We start from the raw sequence: 26,187 nt of genomic DNA on the forward strand, positions 1-26,187 counted from the left end.
CGTAGTAGCGCGCCCCTGCTTCCTGGCTGCGCTGCCGGAAGAACTCGACGTCCAGCTCCGCTGCGGCCATCCAGTCGGTCGCGTAGAACTCCCGGACGTCGGCATCCGTGCTGCCCTCGCGCAGCGCGTGCTGCGCCGCCAGCCGCACCTGCTCCCCCGGGTCGTTCTGCGCCAGCGACGCCACGAAATCCCGCTCGGCCTGCGCGATCACCTGCCGATGCGCCTCGTCGGCCTCGCGAGCCTGCGTGTCCCGGGCCCTGGCCGCGGCGAAACCAGTGCGCGCGAATCGTTCCCGGTCCGCGTCCGTGCCGCGCAGCGCACGGTCTGCCTCAGCATGCACCTCCGGCGAGTACGCGGCGGTATAGGAGGCCAGCACCCGCTGCGCGAAATCCCGGTTGCGGGCCGCGTTCTGCTGAGACCGCTGCCGGGCCTCCGCGAAACCGGTCAGCACGAACGCCTTCAGCGCGGCCTCCCCCTCAGGCGACCGAATCGCATTCCATGCCGCCACTCGGACTAATATCTCCGAGTTATACAGAGCAACCTGCCTGACCATCGGATACCAGGCCGAATCCTCGATCGCCGAAATCCGGTAAACGGGAATTCCTCTGCCCGCTCGCGGATCCGCGACGGAATCCGTGGCACCAGCGGTTGTCAGCAATGCCGCGACCGCGACACCGGCGGCTAGAGCGCGTGAAAACACCGAGTCCCCCTTTGCTTCCCCTCGACCTCGGACTCACCCGAGCATGGAAAGAATGGCAGCAAAACAGCACCCAAAACGGAAACATGTGACGACCGTCACAGGCGGTAACGCGGCGATGGTCTAGACCGATCACACTCTCGGTAAAGGTGTGATTACACGCCTCGGTGCTCGTTAATTCACGCGCATCGAATCATTTCTTGTCGCGCGTTCATGCGCGTATTCCTGGTGTGCCATTTCATTTCGGCAGGGGGAGTCTTGTGACACGATCCGATCCGTTATCCGCTCCGCGCCCAAGACCGCGGCACCGGCGCCTTGCCCGCGCGGCCGCGATCGCTATCGCAGTCGGCATCGTCGCCGCGGCGGCTCCGGTCACCGCGGCCGCCGACACGCACCGCCACGACGCCTCCGCTGAAAGGCCGGCGGCTGCGGCGAACCCGCCCGGGTCCAAGCCCGGGAACGGCGACCAGGACACTCGGCTCGCCGTCGGCGGCGACCTGACCCCGGCACCGGCCAAAGCCCCGGCACCGGCCGGACAGTCCTCAGAGTCGGAAAAAGGCACCGCGGCCGCGTTGCTGGGCATCGTCGCCGGACCCGAACTGCTGATCCTGTCCGACCGCGACTTCGTCGCGGCGATGTACCGGGCCGCCGACGACCTGGACAAGCCGCACCCGCTCGCACCGTTGCACCAGACCGTGCGCGCACGCGCGATCGACGCGCTCACCGCCGGCGACGACGCGCCCACCGCCTACATCAAGACCGGCATGGCCGCCGCCAACGCCGTCGACCAGAAGATCAACACCGACCGCAGTGAAGCGCAGCGCAAAGAACGCGAGGCGAAAGCCAGGGCCGCCAAGGTGATCAGCGTCGCCGTCACCGACACCGACCTGGACAAGACCGTCTACGACTTCATCGTCCTGCTCGATCTCAAAGCCGACGACCGCAACGACATCGCTGTCAAGGCCTCCGCCCTCGCCGCGTTGAAAGGCAGCGCCGAGGACCAGTGGCGTTTCCTCACCGACGGCATCATCGCCGAGCACGCCAAGGACACCCAGCGACTGATCGACGAGGACACCACCCGCAACGAGGCACAGAAGGCCGAGGCCAAAGCCCGCCAAGCACGGGTCACCGCGGCCTCCTACGCGCTGAAGCTCAGCATCACCGTCGACGACGACCTGGCCAAACTGCCCGACCAGAACTTCCTGCGCGAAGTCCTCAAACGCGCGCCCAAAGACTCCGACGTCTACATCGCCGCCTACGAAGCGTTCCTCAGCACCAACCCGGCCGACTGGAAAGCCTACGTCGACACCGGCGCGCAAGCCGCCGCCCAGCGCGACTCCGACAAGGAGATGAAGAAGGCAGACGACGCGAACATCACGGCCATCACCGAGATCCGGACCCGGGCCGACAAGAGCTGGGTCCACCCTGACCTCGTCGCCGCGGCCGACGCCGCCCTCGCCGGCGCCCCTCTCGACCGCGCCAAGTTCCTCGCCACGGGTCAGCTCGACCACCAGAGTCAAACCATCCAAACGTACTTCTCTCCCGACAACGACTCCTATCTCGCCGATCTCGGTGGCGCCGCTGTGGCCAAGTGGTCGCCAGGCAGGCACCCGGAATTCACGTGGAAGATCGAACCCGGGCTGAGCGACCCGAGCTGCTACTCGTTCGAGTCCACCACCCACCCCAACTCCTATCTTCACTGGCTGCCCCCCGCGAACGGCACACGGGCGAATGCCGACGTCTCCCCGACTGACGGGACACCGAAGTTCCGGCAGGAGTCGACCTGGTGCGTCCATTCGAACGGTTCCTGGGCGAGCATCAGCCCGGTGAACGCCCCCGGTGCCTTCCTCTACCTTCCGGGCGCCGAGGTCGACAACCATCTCGACAGTGTCGAGTGGAGGATCGCCGCGCCCGAGGCTCCGACACCGTTCGACAGAACGTACAACGACTATTACAGCGAGGATATTCGGGCCCGGCTCGGGAAACCGACTGGCGATCCAGTCCTCAGCAGTGACAACACCGGATACCGCCCGTACGAGGGGGGCCGCCTGTACCTGACGCACGAAGGCAGCGCGCTGAGAGTCGGGGACGTCTACTACGGGCCTGCACTGGACAAGCTGCTCACCTTCTTCGGCCCCTCGCTGCTGCAGCAATACATCAAGGGGCAGAGCAGGTGGACAGACAACGACGGGACCAAGGGGGAGCGGATCAAGGTGCTCCGGCCTGATGACCCGCTCGACCTTTACGTCGTGTGGAGCCCGAAAAGCGGTGCCCACGAGACCCACGGCGTCATCGGCCACACCTGGCTCTATAACTGGGAGACGTTCGGCTACCCGACGACCGACGAAACCGCCGCACCCGGAGGAGCCGTCTACAATCACTTCACCCGCGGATCGATCTACTACACCCCCGCCGCAGGCATTCGCACCGTGACCGGGGAGATCCACAAGAAATACGCCGCCCTGAACTACGAAAGCGGCCCCCTAGGCAACCCGGTCACCGAAGCCGCCCCGTTCGGCTCCGACGGCGGAGTCGTCCAGCGCTTCGACGGCGGATCCATCTACTACACCCCCGCGGGCGGAGCCATGGCCGTCTACGGAGCCATCGGAGCCAAATACGCGGAATTCGGCAAGGAAACCGGCATCCTCGGCTACCCCGTCGCCGACACCGCCAAAACCGCCGACAGCAAGGGTGAATTCATCACCCTCAGCAACGGAGCCTCGATCTACTGGTCCCCCGCCACCGGAGCCCACGCCGTCTACGGCGACATCCGGCTCAAGTGGCTCTCGCTCGGCGCGGAGAAGTCCTTCCTGGGCTTCCCGACCAGCGACGAACTCCCCCTGACCAAGGGCCGCCGCAACACCTTCGCCGGCGGACGAATCGACTACAGCAGCGAAAGCAGTCTCACCATCGCCTACTCCCTCGTCACCGTCACCGCCAAAGCCATCGAATTCAAGGGAGTCCAGTCCGGACGCTGCATCCAGATCGCCGGAGTCGGCGACGGCGCCAAAGCCGACTTCGCCGGAGCCGAACTCTGGGACTGCTTCCCGACCGCACCCAAACAGATCTGGGACGTCGTCGACCTGGGCGGCAGCAAATACGCCCTGAAGAACCGCAACTCCGGCAAGTGCCTCGACCTCTACGCCGCGGGCGCGGACAACGGCGCGAACATCGCCCAGTACACCTGCCACTACGGCGCGGCCCAGCAATGGGAAATCACCACCGCCCCCGGCAGCGCCGTCGCACTCCGCAACGTCGCCTCCGGCAAAGTCATCGAAGCAGCCGGAAACCAAACCGGAAACGCCACACTCGTCCAGCAATGGATGGACCTCGTCCACCCCAACCAGCAATGGACCATCATCTCCATCTGACCGAACAACACTGTAAGGAGCCGGTCGCCGCCGCTGTGCGGCGACCGGCTCTCGTCGTTCAATACAGGAGTCCGGCCGATACCTGGCTTCATATCGTTCGAATGCGTTCGGACCGTCGCTCACGCGCTGGCCACCTGCACGACCGACGACACACCGACAACGACTAAGCCCGCGACCAAGAGGCACGCCTAGGCCGCCGCCACTCTCCAGGCGCAATCGTCGGACGGTGTCGTGCTTCCGGCGACTGCCTTTTCCCAACGGACCTGGAGGCCTTCGAGCAGTCGGCATTCGACGGCTGCGGCGACGTGGGAGTAGGTCTCTTGGACTTTGTCCTCGAGGACATGGCCGAGGCGCAGCGCTTGCGCGATTTCGGGGATGCCGTCGTCGATGAGCCAGGTCTTGTGGCTGTGGCGCAGGCCGTGGAACTTCAGCGCCGTCTTGATCGCCCGCAGCCGCATCCTCGGGTTGGCGACGCGGGAGTTGCCGTCGGCGGCGGGCCGGAACGCACGACGGGCGAAGTTGCTGCGCCGGTGCAGTTCTCCCTTCGGCGTGACGAAAACGTGCGGATGGTCGTGGGTGGTCAGGAACCACCGAAGCAACGCTACGAGGAACGACGGGAGCGAAACCTCCCTCACCGAGGCATCAGTCTTGGGCGGACCCAGGTACATCGGGCCGGAACCGGGTTCGTGGAGCGCGCCGAAGTCGGGATCAATGACGATTTTCCCGGTCGTGTCGCCGAGAATCAGGTTGTGGCGTTGCAGCCCGACGAGTTCTCCCCAGCGCATGCCGGTCCATGCGGCGGTGACGACCAGAACCGCCCCGGCCAGGCCGTAGAGGAGCGCGATCTGATCGGCGATCGCGAGCACGTCCGCGGGCTCGGCCCAGACCTGCCGTCGCCGAGGTTCGGCGCGTCGCCGTCGTCCCCGCCGACGCGCGCGGATGGGGTTGGCGTCGATCATCGTCTCGTCGACCGCATCCGACAGCAACAGGGAGAAACACTTCATGATGCTGGTGACCGTGCTCCTGGCCAAGCCCTTGGCACGCAACGTTTTCTCCCACTTCCGTGCGTCCGAGTTGGTGATCTCGTCGAACGGGACGGCACCCCACCGAGGCAGGATGTGGACGCGCAGGAAACTGCGGTAGTTCTCCTCGGTGCGCAGATCGACGTCGAGCGAGTCGATCCAGGTCGGCATCGCCCACTCGCCAACCAGCGTCCGCCCGCTCGTCGGGTCGGTCCACGTGCCGCGACGACGGTCGGTGTCCATGTCGGAGATGTAGTTCTTCGCCGCGGTCTCGTCGGGAAAGCCGGGAATCGACCGCACTTCGCCCGCATCGCGGTAACGGACCCGGAAACTCCCGTCTCCGGTCTGCTCATACCAGGCCATCGTGAACTCTTTCGCAAGGGTATGGGGGTCAACGACATCCGCGCTGCCCATCAACGCTCCATTGCGGACAGAGAGCCAGCGTCTGCGCGCAGAAACCTCGTACAGGGAAGGAGAAACTTCAGAACCAGTCGAGTTCGGGCGCAGTCAGCATCAGCGCCGCGACTTCCGCCGCGTACCAGGCGCGGTCGCGTGCTGGACGACGATCGCGCGGAGATCGGCTTCCGAGAACCGCAAGTGCTTCCCCAGAAAAGTGCACGGGATCTTGCGCTCCCCGGCCTCCCGACGCAGCCACGACTCGGGAATGGTCAACCGCCGCGCCGACTGCTCCGGCGTGTACACCAACTGGTCTGGCGAGACCGCACCATCTCGCGCGTCGCCTGCTTCCTCGCCGTGCCGCCCGAGCGTGCCCCGCTCGTCGCGGGACAGAACCGAGCAGCACGCAGCTGCGGTACTCCGAGGCAAGGGACGCGGTCGCCGACCAGACGAGTCCGGAACGGGCACGTCTGGTCGGCGGTCAAGACCGATGTCCAGGGACTGCGTGCGCTGAATCATGAGAAGCCCTCCTCCGCACGAGCTGCCGGTCGGTGCCCGGCTGTAGATCCGGTCACCGACTAACTCCGGGAAAAAGGCCGCTCGGAGACACCCCGTTCCGGAAAAGCTCCGACCATCCCGAACTGTAGGACAAGCACCGCAACCGTGGCGGGCGAAGAGCAAGGAAGGCCTCCCCGCCGTCGCGGCCCTACCGCCTGTTTGCTTGCCTTCCACGGCCCCGGCGGAATGGACGGATGTGTGAGCTGATCTACGTCTCGAAGGCGAAGCTTCGGCAACTGGCCCCCGACTTGCCGAAGTCCGTCTTGCGAGACGTAGAGGCGGAGGTGAACACGCCGTTCGCTGGACTCAAAATCGGCAAATCCGCTCGCGAGACCGAGCCGGGCCTCGCAGCGGAGGTCGCCCGGCTCGACGCGTCGGACCGGCGCCCCGAAATGGTTCGACGAGCCGGGAGTCCGCGCTGGACAGTGGGTGCAGTCCGAGGCTCCTGCGAGCTTCGGGACCGCGATCGGCGCGGTGGTCTTCCTCGACACTGATCAACCGGACGACTCGTACCCGGGCGGCGGCAGGCTGCGCCTGCTCCCGCACGGCTCAATGCGGCACCTCGTCGGGCACGTCGCGCCAGCCGGAGTGCCGCAGGAAGTGGTGAGCGAGCTTTACTCCTGGTGGTCGGGCCTCGTCCGTTCAACGCTCAGGCAAGCGGACGACGGCGACAGCGAACTCCGAGGGCCCTGGCAAGAATTTCCTCGCAAAGGTCGCGCGGTTCCTGGACGAGCTGACCGACGAGTTGCAGCCGCGCTACGCCGCCGGCTGGGTGGCGGGGTGTGCGCGGGTGACTGCCGTGATCCCCACTGACGCGACCACACTGATGGCAGCGACGCCGCTCTGCGTAGAGCACATTTCACCACCGGCATGACTGCTCGGCCCCAACGAAGCATGCACAATAACTCGGCATCTGCGGACTTTTAATCCCCGGGTTTGCGGTGTCAACGAGTGACGCATTGTGCCGCCCCGGGCTAATCCGCGCAGGTCAGGGCGGTATTTTTCACGGGCATTGATGTCGGGCGGTGTCACGGCATTGTCGGGTGCTCTGGGAGCAACGGAGCCCAATCGGAGACCAACCTGCGCCCCACAGTAGGCCATCGCATGCGGGTAGTCCGGCGCGTTCAGCGACGCCACTAACCGCATTTTCAGTGCGGTCCTGTCCGGTCGCGGGCAGGGAGAAGGCTGCTGTCGTTGCACTGGCGCTCGTGGCGATGATCGCATCCGACCCATCGTCCGCAGGGGCTGACAGGCACCGTCGCTTGACGGACGACTTCAAGGCCGAAGCACCCGAACGCCACTACGCCCGGCTGAAATCGGCCGAGCTGATCACGAGAGTGGTTCCCCCGCCCGCTGGCTGTTCCGGGGTCGCCATTAGTGTCCGGAAAAATCGGGCGAATATACTCCGGATCGCCTATTGCATCGGATGCGAACTCGCGAAGGTGCGCATCTTCCAAAACAAGCCTGGATGGAGACCGGCTCGTGTCCAAGAGGTACGGCCCCAGCGAAGCAGGCTCACCGGCACGACTTCGGAACACACAAGCGCAAGAGCCAGCCAGCAGCGGATATGCCCCGATCGCTACTGCTTCCCGGGTCCCCCAGCAAACGCTCGAACGTGCCAAGACCGGCACGCAGCCCGACGTCAGTTGCGATACCCGCGAACGGCCAGTCGCCAGCGAAGACAATCGACGGCATGACCCTTTACGCGATCGGTGGCAGCTCCAGCGTCGGCAAGACAACCGTGGCCGAGCACCTGGCAGCCAGGCACGACATCGCCGAGGTGATCCACGTCGACAACCTGCGCACCCGCGATGTCACCGCACGTCCAGCGCATAGCTGGCTTCGTCCCGACGCGGAACTTCTGGACGCGTTGCTGGCCTCGACCGCCCAAATTCAGTCCACTCTGGCGGCCGAACTGGACCGGCTCAGCAAACGCGGCGGTCATGTCATCATCGAGGGAGAGGGAGTGCAGCCCGACCTCCTACATCGATACGCGCACCTCGGCTGCCGCGCGGTCTACCTGATCGAATCCGAAGAACGCACGCTGCGGACGACTCTGGCGACCAGGCCGAGCAACCGCCGTTTTCTCGCGTTGCCCCCACGCGAACAACGCGGGGCGGCGCGGATGAACTACCTGTACGGACAGTGGCTACGCACACAGGCCGAGCGTTACCAGCAGTCCTGGCTGCCCAGCCAGCCCTGGACCACGCTGGGGCACCGTGTGGAAGCACACCTTCTCGGGGCTTGAAGCCCCCCAGTGCTCGTACATTGCGGAAGGGCAACCCCGCTTGAATACACGACAGTCGAATACAAGAGCCTGCCAGTAGACTGCCGCCAATTGCAGCAGATGCGAACTCGCGACAGTTGCCGAACGATGTCCATAGTGGGCCTGACTTCAGTCGCCTGGACTGGGAAGCGGTGTTCCCGAGATCCCGAACCGGAGCGGATCGCGATGCTGGGCCGGTTGTTCTCCGGCCACGACCTGCCGCTGCGGTCCCGGGTCGCCGGCGTGATCGTGCTGCTCTACGCACAACCGCTCAGCCGGATCATCCGGCTCACCGTCGACGACCTCGCTCGTACCGGCGTGGCCACGGTCGGGTCTTCGCGACCACGCAGTGAGTTACGGCGAGACGGTGGTTTTCGCCGGGTGGTTCTGGCGCCAGTCGATGAACACTTTGCCGGCGCGGCGCGCTTTGGCCATCACTGCACTATTTCTTCTTTTTTGCCAATATCAACGAGGCAAGCAAAACTATTGCAATACCGGCAAAGAAGAGAATGATTCCTATCAGTTTGACTTGTTCGCTGGATTCTGGGTTATTCTGCAAGAAGACGAAGAGAGAGGCGAAGATCGCAAGAAATGCACCGATGCTCCCGATCATCACAACGATGCTTTTCTTCTTCATTGTTCTCCTTGCCGGAGGTTTAATCTTTTGACTTGAATTATTTCTGGGCATCACTGATCGCTACTATGCCTGCGCCCAACGCGGCCACGCCCCCACCGATTCCGACTGCACAGCCGACGGCGGTCACATTTCCGACTGTGCAACCAGCGGCGATTGCGATGCCCCCGACGATAGTCGCGCCAGTGGCGACGATTAGCTTGCCGATGCCTCCCAGCAACGAGGCCTCGGTGGGGTCGCTGTTGTTGATGGGGCCGTTGTGGACGTAGGCGTAGTGACTGTTTCCTGTCCGACGGGGTCGGGGCGGGGAATCGACCCCAACCGGAGCAGTACCAGCGGCAGCACAGGGGCATGTCGACACCGCACCAGTAGCGGCCTTGACGATTGGGACGCCTGATTGTAAGCCGTGAAACGCAGTTCTACGGCTTACAACCAGGCATGAAAGACTCTAATCGTCGCGCTTACGGGACCGGTCTCGCTTATCGCTTAAACGCCGGACGAGAATGCTTGCGCCGAGAACGATGAACACTGCTAGCGGGATTTCAAAGTATGACCGCCCGGTTAGCCAGACAATAATCGTCGCGACTCCTGCCGCCAAGGTCAGCACCAACAGTGTTCGAGCTATCACAAATTGCCTCTTTCAGGTCAGTAGGTAACCAATCCCGCCGACGGCGCCGAGGAAAAAGTTGTTCTTTACGTCTTCGCCGCGCCCACCGCCTGCCGCTGTTCCGATCCCGCCGCCAACAGCGCCCCACACTGCACCGACTCCGATGCCGATCGCGATGCACGCAGGAGCCGCGAGGGTGCATCCCGCCGCTACAGCTCCGATGCCGATCGCGCTTCCCACAGTGGCACCAGCTGCGCCGGTGAAGTCAGCAAACGACAATGCGCCGGTGGGGTCGCTGTTGTTGATGGGGTCGTTGTGGGCGTAGGCGTAGTGGTTGGTTTCTTGTGCGGTGGGGTCGGGGGTGAGGAATCGGCCCCAGCCGGGGAAGTACCAGCGGTAGCCCAGGAGCATGTCGACGCCGTACTGGTATTGGCCGAGGTAGTGGAACGGGTTGTCGGCGGCGTTGGGTCCGGTGGCGGTGTTGCCGCCGTAGGGGTCGTAGCGGTACGTCGCCGCGACGGTGCCCGTAGTGGAGATCAGGGCGACGACACTGCCCTGGTAGTCGGTGACCACGTTGTAGCGCGCTCCGGTCCCGGTTTTCTCGGTGACGATCGCGCCCTTCGGGTCGCGGACGAGGCTGGTGCGGGCACCGTTGTGCACGGCCTGGGTCATGCCCAGCGCGGTAGTGGTGAACCGGTCGGTCGTGGTTCCGCCGCTGGTGGTGTAGGCGAGCTGGTGCGGTTGGGTTTGGTCAAGGGTGTCGTAGCTGGCGGTGAAGCTGTTGCCCGCGGCGTCGCTGCCGGAGACGAACTGGCCGGTGTCGCTGTAGACGTTGGTTTCGGAGGGGTTGGTCGAGCCGGTGAGGTTGCCCGCGGTGTCGTAGCTGCGGGTGCGGCCGTCGTTGACGAGCTGGTCGGCGGCGTTGTAGGCGAAGCTCGAAGCGCCGAGGTTGGTCATGTTGCCGGCGTTGTCGTAGCTGTAGCTGGTCGCACCCGCGGTCTTCAACCGTTGCAGTGCGTCGTAGGCGTAGGTGGTGGTGCCGGTGGCGTCGGTTTTGGACTGCATCTGGTCGGAGTCCGCGCCGTTCGAGCGGGTGTAGCTGTAGGTGGTCTGCAGCAGCTGGGTGCCTGCGGCGTTTTTGACCGTCAGGCTGGTTTGGCGGCCGGAGTTGTCGTAGCCGTTGGTCTGGGTTCCGGCTCCGGGCCAGGTGGTGCTGGTGCGGCGGTCGGCGTTGTCGTAGCCGAACGTCGTCGTCTGCCCGAACGGATCGGCCAGCGAGGTGAGCCGGTTCGCCGCGTCGTAGCCGTACGTCGTCTGGCCGCCGGGGTCAGCGGCGGCGGTGAGGTTGCCGGAGGAGTCGTAGCCGTAGGCGAGGTGCTCGTCGGGGCTGGCGTCGTCGCTGCGGGTGTCGGACAACAGTTGCCCGCCGGTGTCGTAGGCGAAAGCGTGAGTGGCGGTCGCGGTGTCGCGGCGAGTGAGACTGCCGTTGTTGTCGTAGGCCGCGGCCTGCAGCACGACACCGTCGCGGTGGCGGGTGACCGATACGACGCGGTCGAGTTTGTCGTAGCCGTAGTCCAGCCTGATCCCGCGCCCGTCGGTCACCGACGCGACCCGCGACAGCGAGTCATAGGTGTAGCGGGTGGTGCCCAGCGGGGTGGGCGGGGTGACGGCGGCGAGGTTTCCGGCGTTGTCGTAGTCGTAGCGGGTGACATGGCCGTTGCCGTCGACGCTGGTCGACACTTGCCCGAACGGCTGGGTATAGGTCAGGGTCTGCAGGTCGGCGTTCAACCCGTCGGAATGGATCTTCGTGACGTTCCCGGCGTTGTCGTAGCTGCGGGAGATCTTGTCCCCGGCTGGGTCGGTGACTGTCGTCGGGAGGTGTGGATGCGCGGCGTCCGCGTAACCGACGCTGGTCTTCGCGGTCGTGGGCAGCTGGGTGCCGATGAGGTTGTTGAGCGGGTCGTAGCTGTTGGTGGTGGTGTTGTTCAGCCCGTCGACGGAGGTCTGGACGTCGCTGTTGGCGGTCCAGGTCTGCGCGCGGGTGTGCCCGAGAGCGTCGGTGGCCGAGGTCTGCCTGCCATGGCTGTCGTATTTGTAGGTCGCGGAGTGCGCGTTGGGGTCGGTTTCGGTGGTCTGCCCGCTGCCGTAGCCGAACGTGGTTTTGACCTGCCCGGCCTGACGGGCGAACTTCACCTCGGTGACCCGGTGCGAGGCGTCGTAGGCGAAGCTGTAGGCGGTGCCGTTGGGGTCCTGGATCGAGGCGAGATCGCCCGTCGGCGTCCAGGTCAGGTGCATCGAGGCGCCGGAGCGGTCGGTGAAGTCGGTCAGCTGGGACGCGGTGTTGTAGCGGTAGGTCGCCGCCGTGGTGCCGGTCGGGTCGGTGATCGCCGAGACCAGCCCGTTGGCGTAGCCGAAGGTCGTGACCCGGCCGTGGGTGTCGGTGATCGAGGCGGTGGTGCCGTCGGAGTTGTAGCGCGGGGTGACGGTGTTGCCGTTGCGGTCGGCCTCCGAGGTCAGCCAGCCCGCGGGGCTGAACGTCCAGGTTTCGTTGGAGCCGTTGAACGTCAGCAGGTATTTTCCGCCGGGAGCTTTGGTGAGTTCGGCGTGCACGCCGGGAGCCGGGGTGTAGCTGCCGTCGGCCTGGTGCGTAAACGTGGCGCAGTAACCGGAATCGCCGTGCAGCACGACGTCCGCGCCGGTGAAGGTCAGGCCGACGTCTTGGCCGTGGCTGAGCGTCCAGCCGGTGCCGAAGCTGCCGGTGCCCGGACGCTGGTTGTTGTACACCTGCGACAGGGACAGGTTTTCCCCGGTGCCCTTGACCGTCAGCTGCCGTTGCGTGAGGGTCAGGTTCCCGTCGTGGGTGTTGACCAGCGCTTCCATCCGGTCCGAGATTTTGAACCGCTCCAGCGGATACTGCGGCAGCAACCCGGTTTCCTGCGCCCCGCACGACGACACCGCAGCCCCGGCCGCGCCCGGCCGGTAGCCCGGTTGCCACGCCGCGGTCGGCGGCTGCCCGCCGGTCGGGGTTTTGTTCACTGTGGACGGCGGAGTCCACACCGTGTTCGGCGGCGCCACCCTGTGCGGCGCGGCGGACGCCGCGTGCGGTACAGCGACCACCAGCGCCCCCAAAGTCACGGCGGAAACCGCCAACGCAGATCTGTGCCTCATATTCTTCCCCTCGAACGAACTGAGTGCAGCACGAACCGCGCCGGAAACACTCGGACCCGAGGTCTACAGGCCCTGCACGACACCAGACGACGCGGCAGAACACCATCGTGCAGTCGGTTCATCGCCGACAACAGTTGCTTTGTGACAACGAGGAGGCCGAAAAGACCGGCGGCTGCTTCTGTTTCACCCCGGTGGACCAGTGTCAGTGGACTGGACCTATCCAGTTGGCGACAAAGCCACAATTCGCGCTGTCATGGACATTGCCGCGGATTCCTTAGCCTGCCAGTGATTCCGGCACCGTAGCCGAGGTATTGTCCGGCGATCTGCACTGAATCCGATGCTCGGCGGATTCGACCGATGGCTTCAGGCGGCGCGACACCGCCGCGCGGCGTCCCGCGCTGGGAGCGGACGTCCGGTCCCGGGGACGCGGCAGGCCTTGTCGCAGCACTGGTTGCGGCCAAGCCTGCGGTGACGCGCATGCGCGCGGTGCGGAAGCCCGTTGGAAACACGCTCGATGCCGGACCGGCGCGCATGCACGTCCACCCGGCTGCGGCTGCGCGAGATGCAGGGTGCCATCCCGGACCCGATGCGGGTCGAATCGTCTGCGCTGCGCTGGATATGCAGTTGATACATGGCCCGGAAGCCGAAGTCATCCCAGTCGACGGATACCAGGACAGCACCCCGGTAGCTGGCGGGCAGTCCAGCTTCCTTAGCAAGCACGATGGACTGCACGATGGGATCCTGATCTCTATGCGACTTTTCAGGCCGACCACGCACGTAGGACTGTAGCGACGCCGCCATCGCCTGCGAGAAAACTTCCGGAGTTTGGTCCGTGAATAACGACGGCAGGACAGCCGTTGTGCCGAGGTGTTCGCTGCGGCCGCTTATGAGGGCAGGTTTGACGCGGCGTGCCCCTGTTGCAAGTAGAGGGTGGTGCCGTTGGCGTGGGCGTCGAGGCAGGCGTCGACACGGCGGGCCATGTGCTCGGGCAACAACTGGCGGTATTCGGCGGGATCGCAGAAACGGCCCTCGTCGATCTCGGCGAAGTCGGGCCGGATGCTGGCGGGATCGTCGAGGACGCCGCCGTCGAAGAGCCAGTTGGCGAGCAGGGCGGCCTGGCCGTCGGGCAGGGTGTCGGGGACGAGGTCGACGGCGAGCAGCGGGCCGGGGGCGAGGTCGAAGCCGATTTCTTCGGCGACTTCGCGGGCGGCGGCGATCTCGGGGTGTTCGCCGGGTTCGAGGCCGCCGCCGGGGATTTCCCAGAGCCGGTTGCCGTAGGTGGTGTGGACCAGCAGGACGCGGTCGTGCGGGTCGCGGATGATCATTCCGGCTCCGGCGATCATTTTCCCTCGGCGCGCGTAGTGCTCTTGCGGCGAGAGCGGTTGTGCCTGGGTCATGCCGGGCGAGGCTACCCACGCCCGGCACGACCGCTACGGCCGGTAGGCATTCACGCGCGTGTCGCGACGTCGCAGACGGGCTGCAACCGGTCGCCGGCCAGGTTGCAGCGGCGGCCGCACCCGGGCCGCGGGCAGGTACGGGTGTCGTCGAGGGTGGCGGCGCAGCGGCACACCCACCGAGCGCATTATCCGCAACACCGAACAACGCTGACAAAAGTCGACAGGCCCCCGATACCGTCTTTGCGGTACCCGAGGCGGGGGCCGTGGGCACCGAGTCCGGCATGATTTCGTCGCCCTGTTGCAGACATAGTCCGGGAGTCACCGCGCCTGGTGGCATCGATCGACTGCGGCTTGGAGAAATCGGAGGTCAGGCCGGTGCGAGCGCCCCGGCAGGGAAGCGGGCGCGCAGCCATTCCCCCATTTCCGTGCCGGCCAGGGTCGCCCCGGAGGTCATCCCTTCCTGTAGCGGAGCGCCGAAGTGGCGGCCTGGCACCCGCACGTGCGTGCTGTCCGCGGCGCCGCTGAGGTCGTGGAACCGCTGGGCGTCGGCCGGGAAGCACGCCTGGTCGCCGGTCAGTTCCACGAGCAGCGTCGGCACCGTGACGTCGGGCAGGCAGGCGGCCAGGTCCGCGTTGCCCGAAATCGCCGACCAGGTCGACAGCCACGAATCCGGGGTCGTCAGCCGGCCGAAGCCGAGGACTCCGTAGTTGGTGAGGTCCGGGCGGCGGCCGAACAGCGAGCCATAGGGGCGGTCGTTCGGGTCCAGGGACAGGTCGACCGAGCGCAGATCCGCATCGGTGCGGTAGACGGTCAGGACGCCGGTAGCCAACGCGGTCCGGCGGTCGGCGGCATCTCGGGTTTCGCCGTATTTGCGCCGGGCGGTGGCGGACTGCTCGGCGAGTTCGCGGGCCACCGCGTCGATCCGGGCTATCCGGCCGTACTGCGCTTTCCGGTAGGCCACGATGAATTCTTCCGAGTACGCGGACGAGCCGGGCGGTTCGGCGAAGCCGTTGGCCGGAAGGTACGGGTCCAGGTCCGGCGCGGCCGAACGCGGGTCCCGCTCGTCGACGACCGACGGGTCGATCAGCCGCAGCAGCAGCGCGCCCTGGCCGGGGTGCGGGGCCATCATCAGGAACCCGTCCGCGACCGGCATTTCGGCTTCCCCCAGCGGAACCGGTTTCCCGCTGGGGGTCCGGCGCAGCCGCTCGGCGGGCGGGCGGGCGGCCTGCTGGAGGTAGAACGCGGCCAGCGCGGCGCCGCCGGAGTGTCCGATGAGGACTACCCGCGAGAAACCCTTGTCCCGCAGGAAAACGTTCCCGGCGGCCAGGTCGAGCAGGGCTTGCTCGTGCAGCAAGGTCAGGTCGTTGCCGACTGTCCGGGTGCCCTGGGTCCATACCGCGTATCCCTGGCTCAGCAGCTCCGGCACCAGCACGTGATGCGAGAAGTCCTGCCGCGGATGCATCAGCACGGCCACGGTGGTCGCGCCCGGGACTGTCCTCAGCAGACCGTTCACGGTCGCGCCGTCGCTCGTGGCGAGCTGGTGCGCGGTCGTGGTCGTCGCTTCGGGCAGTTCCGCCGGGGCGAGATACCGGCCGGCGCCGAGTCCGTTCTCAGCCATCGGCGCGCCTTTCGACCCGCAATGCGTTCTTGTCGTGCTGAGTGATCACGGAACCTTCCAGCCCGGACACCGCGCTGTACCAGACCGCGTGCCGGCAGCCGGTCGAGCGCCGGTCGATCACGATGGTTTCCGGTGCGGTAATGCGGAAATACGGCCCGATCCGGTCGACGGTGTTGTGGTCGTCTTGTCGCGCGACATCGACCACTCCGACGTTTTCGGGCACGTCGAGAACGTAGAAGCGGGCCATGTCAGACCAGCTCCTTCCCCGCCGGCTCCCACGACGCCGCCCGCTCGACGATCAGCTCGGCCTTGCGGGTCAGCAGCTGGTCCATCGACAGCGCCTCGCCGGACACGACGTCGCACAGCGCCTGCAGGGTCAGCTCCGCGTCGAGGTCCTCCTGCGGCGTGACCGGGCGCAGCGCGCGGGTGATCTCGACCATGTAGCCGTTCGGGTCGTGCGTGTAAATGGACTCGATGGTCTCGTGCATGACCTGCATTTCCACCGGCCACTCCGATTCGTCCAAGCGGCGGCGGTACTCCAGCAGGTCTTCCTCGTCCTCGACGTTGATCGCGAGATGCCTGCTGTCGGCGAAGAACTTCGGCGTGCCGTGCGGCAGCCGGGCCCAGGCGTCGCCGGGCGCGGTCTGGTCGCCCGCCGGTTCCCAGCCGAAATAGTAGAAGAACGCCAGCCGGTCGCCGCCGCCGATGTCGAAGAAGAAATGGATGAAGTCCGGGTGCCGTTCCGGGCCCCAGCCGGCCGCGCAGATCGAGTGGACGATCGGAAACTTGAGCACGTCGCGGTAGAACCGGACGGTGGCGGCCGGGTCGAAGGTCGGGAACGCGGCGTGGTCGACCCCGCGCACGCGGTGCACTGGCTTCTCAGTCATGGAAACTCCTTGTCAGACCTGGACGTTGGCGTCGGCACGCAGCAGCGAACCCGCGCCGGGAAGATCGACGGGCAGCCCGAGACCGCGCAGGATCGAGTACGCGCCCGCGGTGGCCGCCGACAGCACCGGCAGCCCGAACTCCTCTTCCGCGGGCTGGACGAGGTCGAGCGACGGCATCTGGACGCAGCACGAGATCACCAGCGCATCGCTGTCGCTCAAGTCGAGTTCGCGGGCCGCGGCCAGCACGGTCTCGCCGGGGATGCAGCCGACCTCGGTGTTGTCCGCGACACCGAGCGCGCGCCAGCCCGTGATCGTGAACCCCTCAGCTTCGAGGTACTCGACGACCGTGCGCGCGACCGGTTCGGTGTACGGCATGACCAGCGCGACCCGCTTCGCTGCGAGGTCGGTCAGCGCCCGCATCAGTGCGCCGGCGCTGGACAGCACCTTCGTGTCCGATCCGCCGAGCGCGAGCTGTTCCGCGATCCGTAGCTCGGCGTCGCGGTGCTCGCCGGCGCCCATGGCCATCACCGCGACGAGGCAGGCGTAGAGCAGCACGTCCGTTTGCGCGTCGCCGATCTCCAGCACGCACCGCTCGCGCTGCGCGTTCATCGCGCGCAGCTGCTCGGGCGTGACGGCGTGCATCCGCATCCGGCTGGCGTGGAACGAAAACTCGACGCCGTCCACGCGCTGCAGCAGCCGCGGCAGCTCGGTCTCGACGGTCACGTTCGAGCTCGGCACGATCAGCCCGACGCGCCGGGAATTGGTGGTCACGAATCCTCCTGGGAGACAGTCACGAAATCGGCCCGGCCGGCACCGACCGAGGTGGCCGCGAAGGCCCGTGCGGACCGCGGCAGGTCCACCCCGACGCTCCGCTGGGTCTGCAGCCGGAGCCGCTCGGCGAGGTCGACGCGGGCCCAGAACTCCCCGGGTTTCCCGGTCACCAGCAGCGGCCCGGCGCCGGCGGCGAGCCGGGCGACGGTTTGGTCGGCGGCCTCGCCCCACACGTCCGGCTCGGTCCACGCGACCTCCTCGACCGGCTGGCCGAGGTCCGCCCGCGGCACCGCCCGCGCGGGTAGCTGGATTCCGTTGCCGCGCAACGGTTGCGCCAGGACCCACTCCGCCGGGTCGCCGGACGGCGCGGTGCCCAGCCACTCCAGCGCGGTGCGCACGACCTCGGGTTCGGAGGCGGCGTAGTCGGCCATGGTCAGGTTGCCGGAGCGGGTCATGTAGGACAGGCCCAGCCGTTCGGCCGGCCAGTCCGCCCGCCAGCGGTAGGAATCCCACCACCGCTGGCTGCGGCCGGCGAGCTGCTTGAACCGCTCGACCGCCGGCCGGCGCGCCTGCTCGTACGCGGCGAAGGCGGCCGTCACCGAGCTTTCCCCGGCCAGCGCGCCCGCCAGCGCGATCGCGTCTTCCAGCGCCAGCTTGGTACCCGAGCCGAGCGTGTAGTGCGCGGTGTGCGCGGCGTCGCCGAGCAGCGCGACGTTCCCGGTGTGCCAGCGGTCGAGACCGAGGTTGACGAACCGGCTCCACCGCGTGCGGTTCGCGAGCAGTGCCCCGCCGCGCAGTTGGCCCGAGAGCACGCTTTCGAGCAGCCGCACGCTCTGCTGGTCCGTTTCTCCGGGCGCGGTCGCCGCGTCGAACTCGCCCAGCCCGGCGTCGGTCCAGGTCTCGTCGTCCACTTCGATCAGGAACGTGCTGCGGTCCTCGGCATACGGGTACGCGTGCGTGACGAACAGCTGGCGGCCACGCCGCGCTGACGCGAAGAACGCGGACGAAGCGGCGAACGGCGCGCCGCACCAGACGTACCGCGTCCGCCCCAGGCTCGTGCGGACGCCCAGTTCGGAGCTGAGCTTGGCGCGCGTCCCGCTTCCGACGCCGTCCGCCGCGATGACGACGTCGCCGCTCACCGAGCCAAGGTCCGCGTGGGACCCGGCCCGGTACTCGACCCCGACCGCGGTCGCCGCCTCGGTCAGGACTCGCAGCAGCGCGGCGCGGCCGACCGCGAGGTTCCGCGCGCCGTGCAGGCAGACGGACCGGTCCTCAGCGGCGAACCGCAGTTCGTGGCCGACGTAGCTGACCCCCCGGACCCGCTCCGCGGTTTCCGGATCGGCCTGTTCGAGATTGCGCATGGTGGCCTCGGTCAGGCCGACGCCGAATCCGAACGTCCCTTGCGCGCCGTCCATCCGCTCGTGGACGACCACCTCCAGGGCCGGGTCGCGCAGTTTCAGCAGCCGCGCGGCGTACAGCCCGCCAGGGCCGCCGCCGAGCACGTTCACCCGCCGGGTCATCGGGCGCTCCCTTCGGCCAGTTTCGTCTGGACGTCCTCGCGCAGCCGGTTCTTCGCGACCTTGCCGACGTTCGTCAGCGGAAGCGCGGGCACGACCTCGACGCGCTCGGGCAGTTTGTATTTCGCCAGCCCGCGGGCAAGCAGGTGCGCGCCCAGCGTTTCGACCGTCAGCGGCGGCGCGCCGTCCTCCAGCACGAGATACGCGCAGGCCCGCTCGCCCAGCACCTGATCGGGCATCGCGACGAGCGCGGCGGTGACCACGTCCGGATGCGCGACGATGACCTCCTCCACTTCCTCGGCGAAGATCTTCTCGACGCCGCGGTTGATCACGTCCTTGATCCGGCCGTCGATCGAGTAGCTGACGCCCTCGGCGGTGACGTGGCGCCGGGCCAGGTCACCGGTGCGATAGAAGCCGTCGGGCGTGAACGCGGTCCGGTTGTGCTCGTCGGCGCGGTAGTAGCCGCGGATCGTGTACGGCCCGCGCGCGGCGAACTCGCCGACCTCGCCGTCCGGCACCTCGTCCTCGGACACCGGGTCGAGGATCCGGATCTCGTCGGCCGCGGAGATCGGCGCGCCGACCGTGTGGTGGCGCACCGCCTCGTCCGCGCCGGCGGGCGTGACCAGGAACATCCCTTCCGCCATGCCGAACATCTGGCGGATCCGGATGCCCAGCTCGTCGCGCAGCCGCTCGGCGACCTCGACCGGCAGCCGCTGTCCGCCGACGACGAAATCGCGCAGGCCGGAGAAGTCGGTCTGCTGAGCGCGTGGCGATTCGAGCAGCCGGACCGCGAGCGCGGGCGGGACGAGCGGCAGCACGTCCGGGCGGTGCTCGGCGACGAGGTCGAGGACGGTGTCGACGTCCGCCGAGGGCGCGAGCACGAGCGTCGCGCCCGTGAAGATCGACGGCTGGAGCGCGAGCGAAATACCGGCGTTGTGCATGAGCGGCAACGGATACAGCACGCGGGAGCGTTCGTCCATCGCCATCGCGGCGGCCCAGGCGCGGGCGTTGTAGGCGTATTCCTCGTGCAGCCGCGGCGCGACCTTCGGCAGGCCCGTCGTGCCGCCGGAGAGCTGGAAGACCGCGGGCCGGAGCAGGTCGGATTCGAGATAGGGCAACGGTTCCCGAACCGGTTCGCCCACCAGCCGGTCATAGGCCGGCGCCGTGCCGACCGGTTCGCCGCGGCACGTCACCACCTCGGCGACCGAGCCCTCGGCGAGAAGCTGTTCGGCCTGAGCGCGCAACCGCCCGTCGCGGAAGTCGGCCTGCACGAGGAGCGTGCGGGCGCCGACGTGCGCGGCGAGCAGGCCGATCTCGCGCGTTCCGTGCTGCGGCAGCGTGCACACCGGCGGCGCGGCGGCGAACAGGCAGCCCAAGTAGGCGACGACCGTCTCGGCGACGTTCCCCATCTGGAACATCACCGGCTCGCCCGGCCGGGCCGCGCCGGAGCGAAGCAGCCCGGCCGCGAACCGCTGGGCTTCGTCGAACAGTTCGTCGTAGGTCCACGCGCGGCCCTCGGCCAGCAGCGCGGTCCGCGTCCCGTGCCGGCGGGCGGAGTCGAGCAGTTCCGCCGGCAGCGACCGCCCCGCCCAGAACCCGGCACGCCGGTAGGCAAGCACGCTGACCTCGTCGTACGGGGTCGTCGGTGGTGCAGGTGGAGGCAACGTCATGCGGATGACGGTAAGCCGGTCCGAGCGAAAATTCAATAGCAGTGTCGAAAATTCGACGCAGACGTCACCACCGGACCGGTCTTGCCCGGGACACGAAAAAGGCCGTGCGGCGCTGGTGCGCCGCACGGCCGAAGCAGGATCCCGGTCAGCCTTCGAGGCGGTCCAGGAGCGCGCGGATCTGGTCGATCGTCTTGGCGTCCTGCCGTCCGCGCCCGGTGTTGTCGCCGGCGGCGAGCATCGACGTCGCCAGTCCGGTGATCGTCGCGACGACCGCTTCGACGTCCGAGCCGGACCGGAACCACCAGGCGACCCAGTTGCACATGCCCAGCAGGGACAAGGCGGCGGTGCGCGCGTCGACCGGGCGGAACTCCCCGGTTTCGATGCCCGCCTCCACCAGTGCGGTGAATTCGCGCAGGACAGTGCGTTTCGCCTCGAGATGCTCGCCCGCGAGCGGTTCCGGCAGGATCGACTCGGAGCGGTCGAGAATGCGGAACTGATCGGAATGCTCGGCGCGCTGCCGCACGATCAGCCCGACGACGTCGGCGATCTTCTCCGACGGCGCGAGGTCGTCGCGCGCCTTGAACTGGGCGAGCACCTCGGCGAAACCGTTCGTGACCTGTTCGACGAGCATCGCGAGCAGGTCTTCCTTCTTGCTCACGTAGTGATACAGCGCGGGCCGCGAAATGTTCAGCGCGTTCGCGATGTCCAGCAGACTGGTCGCCTCGTAGCCCTTTTCCGCGAACAGCCGGGTCGCGGTGTCGAGCAGTTCCGACGTCACCAGCGTGCGGCGCAACTCGCTGCGTTTTCCCTTACCCCGCTCTGCCGTGGACATGATCCGCAGCTTACCCGCGGGCTCACTGCACGCCGTGGATGCCGTGCGCGCCGAGCCAGCGGACGATCTCGTTCATGTAGTCGACGCCGCCGTAGCCGAGCAGCGTGGCGTGGCCGGTGTTCTGCACGATGTACTTGGTGAACACGCCCGGCCGGTAGTAGCCCGGCTCGTTCGCGGACATCGGATCGGTGTTGCAGTCGTCGGTGGTGCCGCACCAGATCTTGTCGTACTGGCCGGGCGACCACAGGATCGGCGCGTCGATGTTCTTGGTCTGGTCGGTGTAGGTGCGCAGGGTGATGTCCGCGAGTTCGGTCGCCGACATGGTGTCCTTCGTCGCGTCCTCGACGGTCAGCTGCTGTGGGTCGAAAGTGGACGCGGGACCGTAGAAAATGGTGCGGCGGCCCGGAATGCTGGTGAGATACGCGGGGTCGACCGCCCACGGCTGCCCGGAGAACTTGGGGTCCAGCAGCGCTGGATAGGCGAAAGTGCCCAGCCGCGCGGCCGAAGCCGGGGTCAGCAGTCCGTGCCCGACGGCGTGCACCATCAGCGCGTCGACGTCGTGGAAGGTGCCCGCCTCGACCTGCGAGGTGAGGCCGCCCATCGAGTAGCCGTTCAGGGTGACAGTGCCGAACTGCGCGCCCAGACCGCCTTGGCGCAGGTACTGCACGATCTGATGCGTAGTGTTCGCGGCGACGTCGAAGTTCATGCTCGCGCCGAGCGGATGATCGCTGTGGCCGTACCCGATTCGATCAAGGTTCAGGGTCGTGAAGCCGCGCTGGGTCATGTAGCGGACGTAGTTGTAGCGGTCCGGCTGGTACGGCCAGTCGTAGTAAGTGTGGTCGTAGGTCCCGCCGTGGATCAGGATCTGCACCGGCTGCTTGCCCAGCAGCGTCGGGTCGGAGGTGCACAGCTGACCGAATTCCTTGAGCACGGCGGAACTTCCCGGCTCCGTGACCGGGAAGAAATAGTCTCGGCACTGCGCTCCGCTCGCCGAGCTCACGCCCGGCAGGTCGGCCGCCGCTGGCGCGCCGGGCAGCCCGGGCACCGCCTTCGGGGTCAGCGGCCAGCTGTCGGCCGCGCTCGCGACGGCCGCGGCACCGGCCAGCGCGAGAACCGCGGCCGACACCACCGCCACGAACCGGGAAATAGGTCGTTGGACGCTGCGCACGGTGGTCTCCCTTCGACAGGCGGGCCCCATTGCCCACCCTGTTACAGGTGTGTCATGTTATCGACACGTGTGTCGATGTCAAGTGTCGGCGCAGGTGAAAGCGTTGCGTCCGCCATTCGGGCGGCATAGACGCAGCAGCGCCGGAGGTGCTCCTCCGGTGTGAAGAGTCGGCGGAGCGCGGAAACCCGTCGAGATGCCCTCAATCGCTTCTCCCGGATCTGCCTGCCGCGTCACTTGGAATTCCGTCAGCCGCGTCCCCTTACCTTGTCAGCTAGCCATTTTCGCGGCGAACTGCCCGGTTCCGGTCGCGAGGCGCTGTCGGCGGCCTTCGGGCGGGCGGTGGTTCACGCCCCGCGCAGACGCCTTCCCGGCGCGGAAAGAGTTGTTGATCTCGACGAGTTCGGCCGACAGCGTCAGGCAGAAATCGCAGACCCGGAGGTGGTCTTCGACCGCTCGGGCTTGGCGTTCCGAGAGCCCGTTTCGGGTCCACGCGCCGAGAACCCTGAGCGCGGGCGCGCATCGTTGCGCCGGGGTGGTGGGGGCGTGGGCTTGCAGGCATCCCTGGCGGAGTGTTTCCCTGGCTCGGTACGCCAACGCTGATGCCCCGTCGGGCGTGAGCCCGAGTCGCGGCGCGGCCTGTGCCGGTGGCTGCCCGGCGATCTCGGTCAGCCAGCGAACATCCCGCCATCGAGTCGGCAGCCCGGCGAATGCCTTTGTCGCCAACGACTTGTCGACGGCCGCCGTCGCCGTGTCGTCGAAGGGAACGCTCACGAGCGCGCGATCCGCCACACCCGTGATGTCGTCGGACGGTGCGACGCGGCGTTCGGAGCGAGTCCTGTCGTAGGCCGTGTTCCGCAGCACAGTGAGCAGATACGCGCGGACGCCCGAGTCCGGACCGCCGCCCGCGAGGAGCGCCTGCAGCACCCGGATGAACGCCTCGGAAACGAGATCGTCGGCTTCCGTCGTCGTCCGCGGACTAGACAACTTTGCTGAGATCCAGGCCCGGTGTGCCAGGCGCGTTCAGTGTCTCCCTGGTGCTGTCGGCGGCTGTTGCCGTGGGTAAGGCGGTCGCGGCTGGCCGAGCGGTTGCTGCGGAGCGGGCGGCTGACGGCTGTACACGGGGTTACCCCCGCAGGCCACGCTGCTCAACACAAGTGAATGGAAATCCACCGTTCGCCAGATTGACTTCCAGGTCAAGAAGTGTTCTCCCCGCGCGAGCGGGGGTGGTCCGTAGGTCGCGACCCGCCTCGGGTCAGCGGCCCGGTTCTCCCCGCGCGAGCGGGGTGGTCCGCTGTCCCTATCGAGGTCTGAGGACGACCCGGTGTCTTCCCGCACGTGCGGGTGGTCGCAAAGTTGATGTCGAACGTCGCGGACGAGCTCCTGCTCGCCTTCCCCTCTCGTGCCGGGGGTCCCTCGTTACGAGCGCGCCAGGTCGATGGTGAAGCTGTCTTCCCGGCCGGGTCATCGGGTCCTCATCAGTGCCAGTCGACCTCGCCCCCCTGGCCGGATGGAGCGCCGCTTCCCAACCACGCACCGCGACATCAACATGTTACATAAATCATATCGCGTCGCCGAGCATGCTGGCAGGCCCTTCGCCCGACAACGAACGCGCTGAACGCATTCACGCGAACAGACCTGGAGCAAAACTGGAGCAGCGCCACGCCCCCAACGGCAGCGATCAGCGTTGAATCGCACTCGATGGCAGCCAACTGCACCGTCCGTCCAGCGGCTTCTCTAAAGCCGCAGGTCAGAGGCCTATATGAACCAGACTGGCAGTGAGGGGGTCAGCGGTGCTGTTCCCGCAGGTCAGGAACACCCGACTAACACGACCTCCAATCCCGCACGCCCTGCTCGACGAGATACACGGCTGCCACCTGCTCTGCGGCTCGTACTCCGACGACGAGGACAAGGACAAGATCAAGAAACTCAACGAACGACTCGACGCCCGATTCGCGAACGCGGTCCAGGCGGAAGCCGCAGCCAAGCAGAACCGGCTGACCTGACAGGGCGAGAGGCGGAGACAGGCTCAGCTCAGGCAACCGCTGCCGGAGCCGAGCCGGGCCCGGCGCGCCATTCCGCGCGGACCACCCGCATCAACATGCGCGAGCGTTTCGCCCCGACCCCCAACTTCTTCCTCAGCACCTCCGCCGAAACCGGACGCTGATGCCGCGCACGATGCTCCGCGTCAATCTGTCGCGCCCGCTCCACCAGAGCGGCATCAAGCCCGTGTGTTCTCTCAACGGGGTTCTCCGGGGCGAACTCATGCTGATCGGCCACTGACATATCGGGACGCCGATCGACTGCCCCACGCACGCCGACAAGAGCTTGCAGAAGCCCCGGACCGACCTCAGACCAGCCAATCAGCAACAACCGGCCCCACCGCATCAAACAACGCCCTGCCAACCTCACCAGCAGCCAACGGCTCGGCCACGTTCAACGCCAACGTGACGACACTCGCCCCGACCAGCAACCGCCGCGCAGACCGCATAGTCGCACCAGAAGCCCCGCACGCCGACAACCACCGAACCGCGACCAGCAACGCCACCACCGTCACATCAACCGCAGGCGCAACCAACGGCGCCACCCAGACCGGCACACCCAGACGAAGAGCAAGCACCGACACATTCCCGAAGCCGAACAGGAACGTCAGCCCGACCACGACACCGACCATGATGGTCACCGCCGAGACGACCGGATCACGCCGAGTACCCGGCCGCGTCACGGCAACCACCCGAGCACGCGTCGCAATACCCAGGTTGGACCGCGCGGCACCATCCGACATTCGCGAGCCCGAGGCGAGCCCGAGACCTCCACCACACGACAACAGCAGCCGACACACCACGACACCGCAAGCACCTTGCGACCAGACGAAAAGGTCTTGTCCGACATCACTCGACACCACCCGACAGGTCAAACCGTGGACTCTTAACCAGCGGGTTCGTGATCAAGTCGAGAGGCCCACCCGTCGACGATCCGGCACCGCCAGGTTCTCGATCCTTCGCGGGGCGACCCATCACCCACCGCACACCACCCTCAGGGGCCACCGGCAACGGCGGACCTTACCTCTCCGTTCTGGACCTCCGGCGTTTGGGCGAACGAGGCGAGACGGCCCGCAGTCCGCCACTGACGCAGCACTCGCCGCCCGTAGTTATGGGTCCCGGCCACACGGTCCAGCTCCGCACCCGATGGTCGCCGACCCGATGCCATCTCCTGCTCATAGTGCAGCCACATCCGCTGCTCAGCCGTCAACGCATCACCCACCAGAGCCCCAGCCGGCACTGACTCCGCGACCGCCTCGATTTCATCCGCCCGCCGGCCCGACTCGATGCCCTGCGCCAAGTCGACCGGCATCGGCCGGTGCCGACGCAGGGCACGGTTGAGCAACTCCACAGCAAACAAAAGAGCAAGCGGAGGACAAGCCGCCACCGTCACCCCCGAACACACTCAGCGACGGAGCCGCGCCGACATTCGCACAAAGCGACAGCGAGATCCCGAACAGAAACGCCGCCCACCCCAGCCATCGACCGCTCCCCCGCTGGCCCCGCCACAACTCCACCGTCGCCAACGTCAACAAACCGTCCACAATCAACGGCCAAATCGCCGCCATC

21 protein-coding genes and 2 pseudogenes are annotated in these 26,187 nt (G+C 67.1%); 4 read left to right on the plus strand and 19 right to left on the minus strand.

Translation table 11 applies throughout. The features are described from left to right. Positions 1-508: pseudogene (locus D0D37_RS38475) on the minus strand (hypothetical protein); the annotation flags it as partial. A gap of 449 nt (positions 509-957) precedes the next feature. Between D0D37_RS38475 and D0D37_RS38480 the strand changes: the two are divergent. Continuing rightward, complete coding sequence (locus D0D37_RS38480; RefSeq protein ID WP_116205507.1) at positions 958-4,068, plus strand: RICIN domain-containing protein; 3,111 nt, start codon at positions 958-960, stop codon at positions 4,066-4,068. Between the two features lie 188 nt (positions 4,069-4,256). Here D0D37_RS38480 and D0D37_RS38485 read toward each other — a convergent pair whose 3' ends face one another. Both D0D37_RS38485 and D0D37_RS47615 read right to left on the minus strand, forming a co-directional pair. Further along, complete coding sequence (locus D0D37_RS38485; RefSeq protein ID WP_116205508.1) at positions 4,257-5,453, minus strand: tyrosine-type recombinase/integrase; 1,197 nt, start codon at positions 5,451-5,453, stop codon at positions 4,257-4,259. Between the two features lie 150 nt (positions 5,454-5,603). Then, the gene (locus tag D0D37_RS47615) at positions 5,604-6,005 is read right to left on the minus strand and encodes a helix-turn-helix domain-containing protein (protein WP_208720379.1); all 402 of its coding nucleotides are present in this window, start codon (positions 6,003-6,005) and stop codon (positions 5,604-5,606) included. A 339-nt stretch (positions 6,006-6,344) separates the two neighbouring features. Here D0D37_RS47615 and D0D37_RS48930 point away from each other — a divergent pair, with 339 nt between their 5' ends. Both D0D37_RS48930 and D0D37_RS38500 read left to right on the plus strand, forming a co-directional pair. Continuing rightward, complete coding sequence (locus D0D37_RS48930) at positions 6,345-6,857, plus strand: SAVMC3_10250 family protein (protein ID WP_425267009.1); 513 nt, start codon at positions 6,345-6,347, stop codon at positions 6,855-6,857. A gap of 880 nt (positions 6,858-7,737) precedes the next feature. Beyond that, positions 7,738-8,292 carry an AAA family ATPase gene (locus D0D37_RS38500; protein WP_162834690.1) on the plus strand — a complete coding sequence of 185 codons (555 nt, stop codon included), beginning with the start codon at positions 7,738-7,740 and terminating at the stop codon, positions 8,290-8,292. A gap of 372 nt (positions 8,293-8,664) precedes the next feature. Here D0D37_RS38500 and ligD read toward each other — a convergent pair whose 3' ends face one another. From ligD to D0D37_RS38565, 14 genes are all read right to left on the minus strand, one after another. Next, positions 8,665-8,745, minus strand: a complete 81-nt coding sequence (gene ligD / locus D0D37_RS48680) for a non-homologous end-joining DNA ligase LigD (RefSeq protein WP_341868011.1) — start codon at positions 8,743-8,745, stop codon at positions 8,665-8,667. Positions 8,746-8,752: 7 nt separating this feature from the next. Continuing rightward, positions 8,753-8,947, minus strand: coding sequence for a hypothetical protein (locus tag D0D37_RS38510; protein WP_116205511.1), 195 nt, complete (start codon positions 8,945-8,947; stop codon positions 8,753-8,755). A gap of 637 nt (positions 8,948-9,584) precedes the next feature. Then, positions 9,585-12,686, minus strand: a complete 3,102-nt coding sequence (locus D0D37_RS38515; RefSeq protein WP_162834691.1) for an RHS repeat protein — start codon at positions 12,684-12,686, stop codon at positions 9,585-9,587. Positions 12,687-13,082: 396 nt separating this feature from the next. After that, positions 13,083-13,451 (minus strand): hypothetical protein, encoded by a 369-nt coding sequence (locus D0D37_RS46980; RefSeq protein WP_162834692.1) that lies wholly within the window; start codon positions 13,449-13,451, stop codon positions 13,083-13,085. Between the two features lie 152 nt (positions 13,452-13,603). After that, on the minus strand, positions 13,604-14,116 hold the full coding sequence (locus D0D37_RS38520; protein ID WP_116205513.1) for an NUDIX domain-containing protein: 513 nt from the start codon (positions 14,114-14,116) through the stop codon (positions 13,604-13,606). A 367-nt stretch (positions 14,117-14,483) separates the two neighbouring features. Next, entirely contained in the window at positions 14,484-15,734 is a 1,251-nt protein-coding gene (locus D0D37_RS38525) for an alpha/beta hydrolase (protein WP_116205514.1), read from the minus strand. Continuing rightward, positions 15,727-15,981: a hypothetical protein gene (locus D0D37_RS38530; protein WP_116205515.1), complete on the minus strand. Its 255-nt coding sequence runs from the start codon at positions 15,979-15,981 to the stop codon at positions 15,727-15,729. The genes D0D37_RS38525 and D0D37_RS38530 overlap by 8 nt, the downstream gene beginning before the upstream one ends. A gap of 1 nt (position 15,982) precedes the next feature. Continuing rightward, positions 15,983-16,621 (minus strand): VOC family protein, encoded by a 639-nt coding sequence (locus D0D37_RS38535; RefSeq protein ID WP_116205516.1) that lies wholly within the window; start codon positions 16,619-16,621, stop codon positions 15,983-15,985. A 12-nt stretch (positions 16,622-16,633) separates the two neighbouring features. Further along, positions 16,634-17,392, minus strand: a complete 759-nt coding sequence (locus tag D0D37_RS38540; protein ID WP_116205517.1) for a maleate cis-trans isomerase family protein — start codon at positions 17,390-17,392, stop codon at positions 16,634-16,636. Further along, complete coding sequence (locus D0D37_RS38545) at positions 17,389-18,912, minus strand: FAD-dependent monooxygenase (RefSeq protein ID WP_116205518.1); 1,524 nt, start codon at positions 18,910-18,912, stop codon at positions 17,389-17,391. The genes D0D37_RS38540 and D0D37_RS38545 overlap by 4 nt, the downstream gene beginning before the upstream one ends. Further along, entirely contained in the window at positions 18,909-20,579 is a 1,671-nt protein-coding gene (locus D0D37_RS38550; RefSeq protein ID WP_244223821.1) for an AMP-binding protein, read from the minus strand. The genes D0D37_RS38545 and D0D37_RS38550 overlap by 4 nt, the downstream gene beginning before the upstream one ends. Positions 20,580-20,724: 145 nt before the next feature. Continuing rightward, positions 20,725-21,411, minus strand: coding sequence for a TetR/AcrR family transcriptional regulator (locus D0D37_RS38555; protein ID WP_116205520.1), 687 nt, complete (start codon positions 21,409-21,411; stop codon positions 20,725-20,727). A 22-nt stretch (positions 21,412-21,433) separates the two neighbouring features. Beyond that, complete coding sequence (locus D0D37_RS38560) at positions 21,434-22,579, minus strand: alpha/beta hydrolase (protein WP_244223822.1); 1,146 nt, start codon at positions 22,577-22,579, stop codon at positions 21,434-21,436. Positions 22,580-22,846: 267 nt separating this feature from the next. Then, on the minus strand, positions 22,847-23,563 hold the full coding sequence (locus D0D37_RS38565) for an RNA polymerase sigma factor (RefSeq protein WP_162834693.1): 717 nt from the start codon (positions 23,561-23,563) through the stop codon (positions 22,847-22,849). An 806-nt stretch (positions 23,564-24,369) separates the two neighbouring features. Between D0D37_RS38565 and D0D37_RS38570 the strand changes: the two genes are divergently transcribed. After that, on the plus strand, positions 24,370-24,582 hold the full coding sequence (locus tag D0D37_RS38570) for a hypothetical protein (protein WP_116205522.1): 213 nt from the start codon (positions 24,370-24,372) through the stop codon (positions 24,580-24,582). 344 nt (positions 24,583-24,926) lie between these two features. Here D0D37_RS38570 and D0D37_RS48270 read toward each other — a convergent pair whose 3' ends face one another. Together D0D37_RS48270 and D0D37_RS48935 are read right to left on the minus strand one after the other, a co-directional pair. Next, entirely contained in the window at positions 24,927-25,250 is a 324-nt protein-coding gene (locus D0D37_RS48270) for a hypothetical protein (protein ID WP_244223824.1), read from the minus strand. 362 nt (positions 25,251-25,612) lie between these two features. Continuing rightward, positions 25,613-26,187: pseudogene (locus tag D0D37_RS48935) on the minus strand (DUF2637 domain-containing protein); the annotation flags it as partial.

It is taken from the genome of Amycolatopsis circi (genome assembly GCF_003385235.1).
Taxonomy (GTDB): Bacteria; Actinomycetota; Actinomycetes; order Mycobacteriales; family Pseudonocardiaceae; genus Amycolatopsis; species Amycolatopsis circi.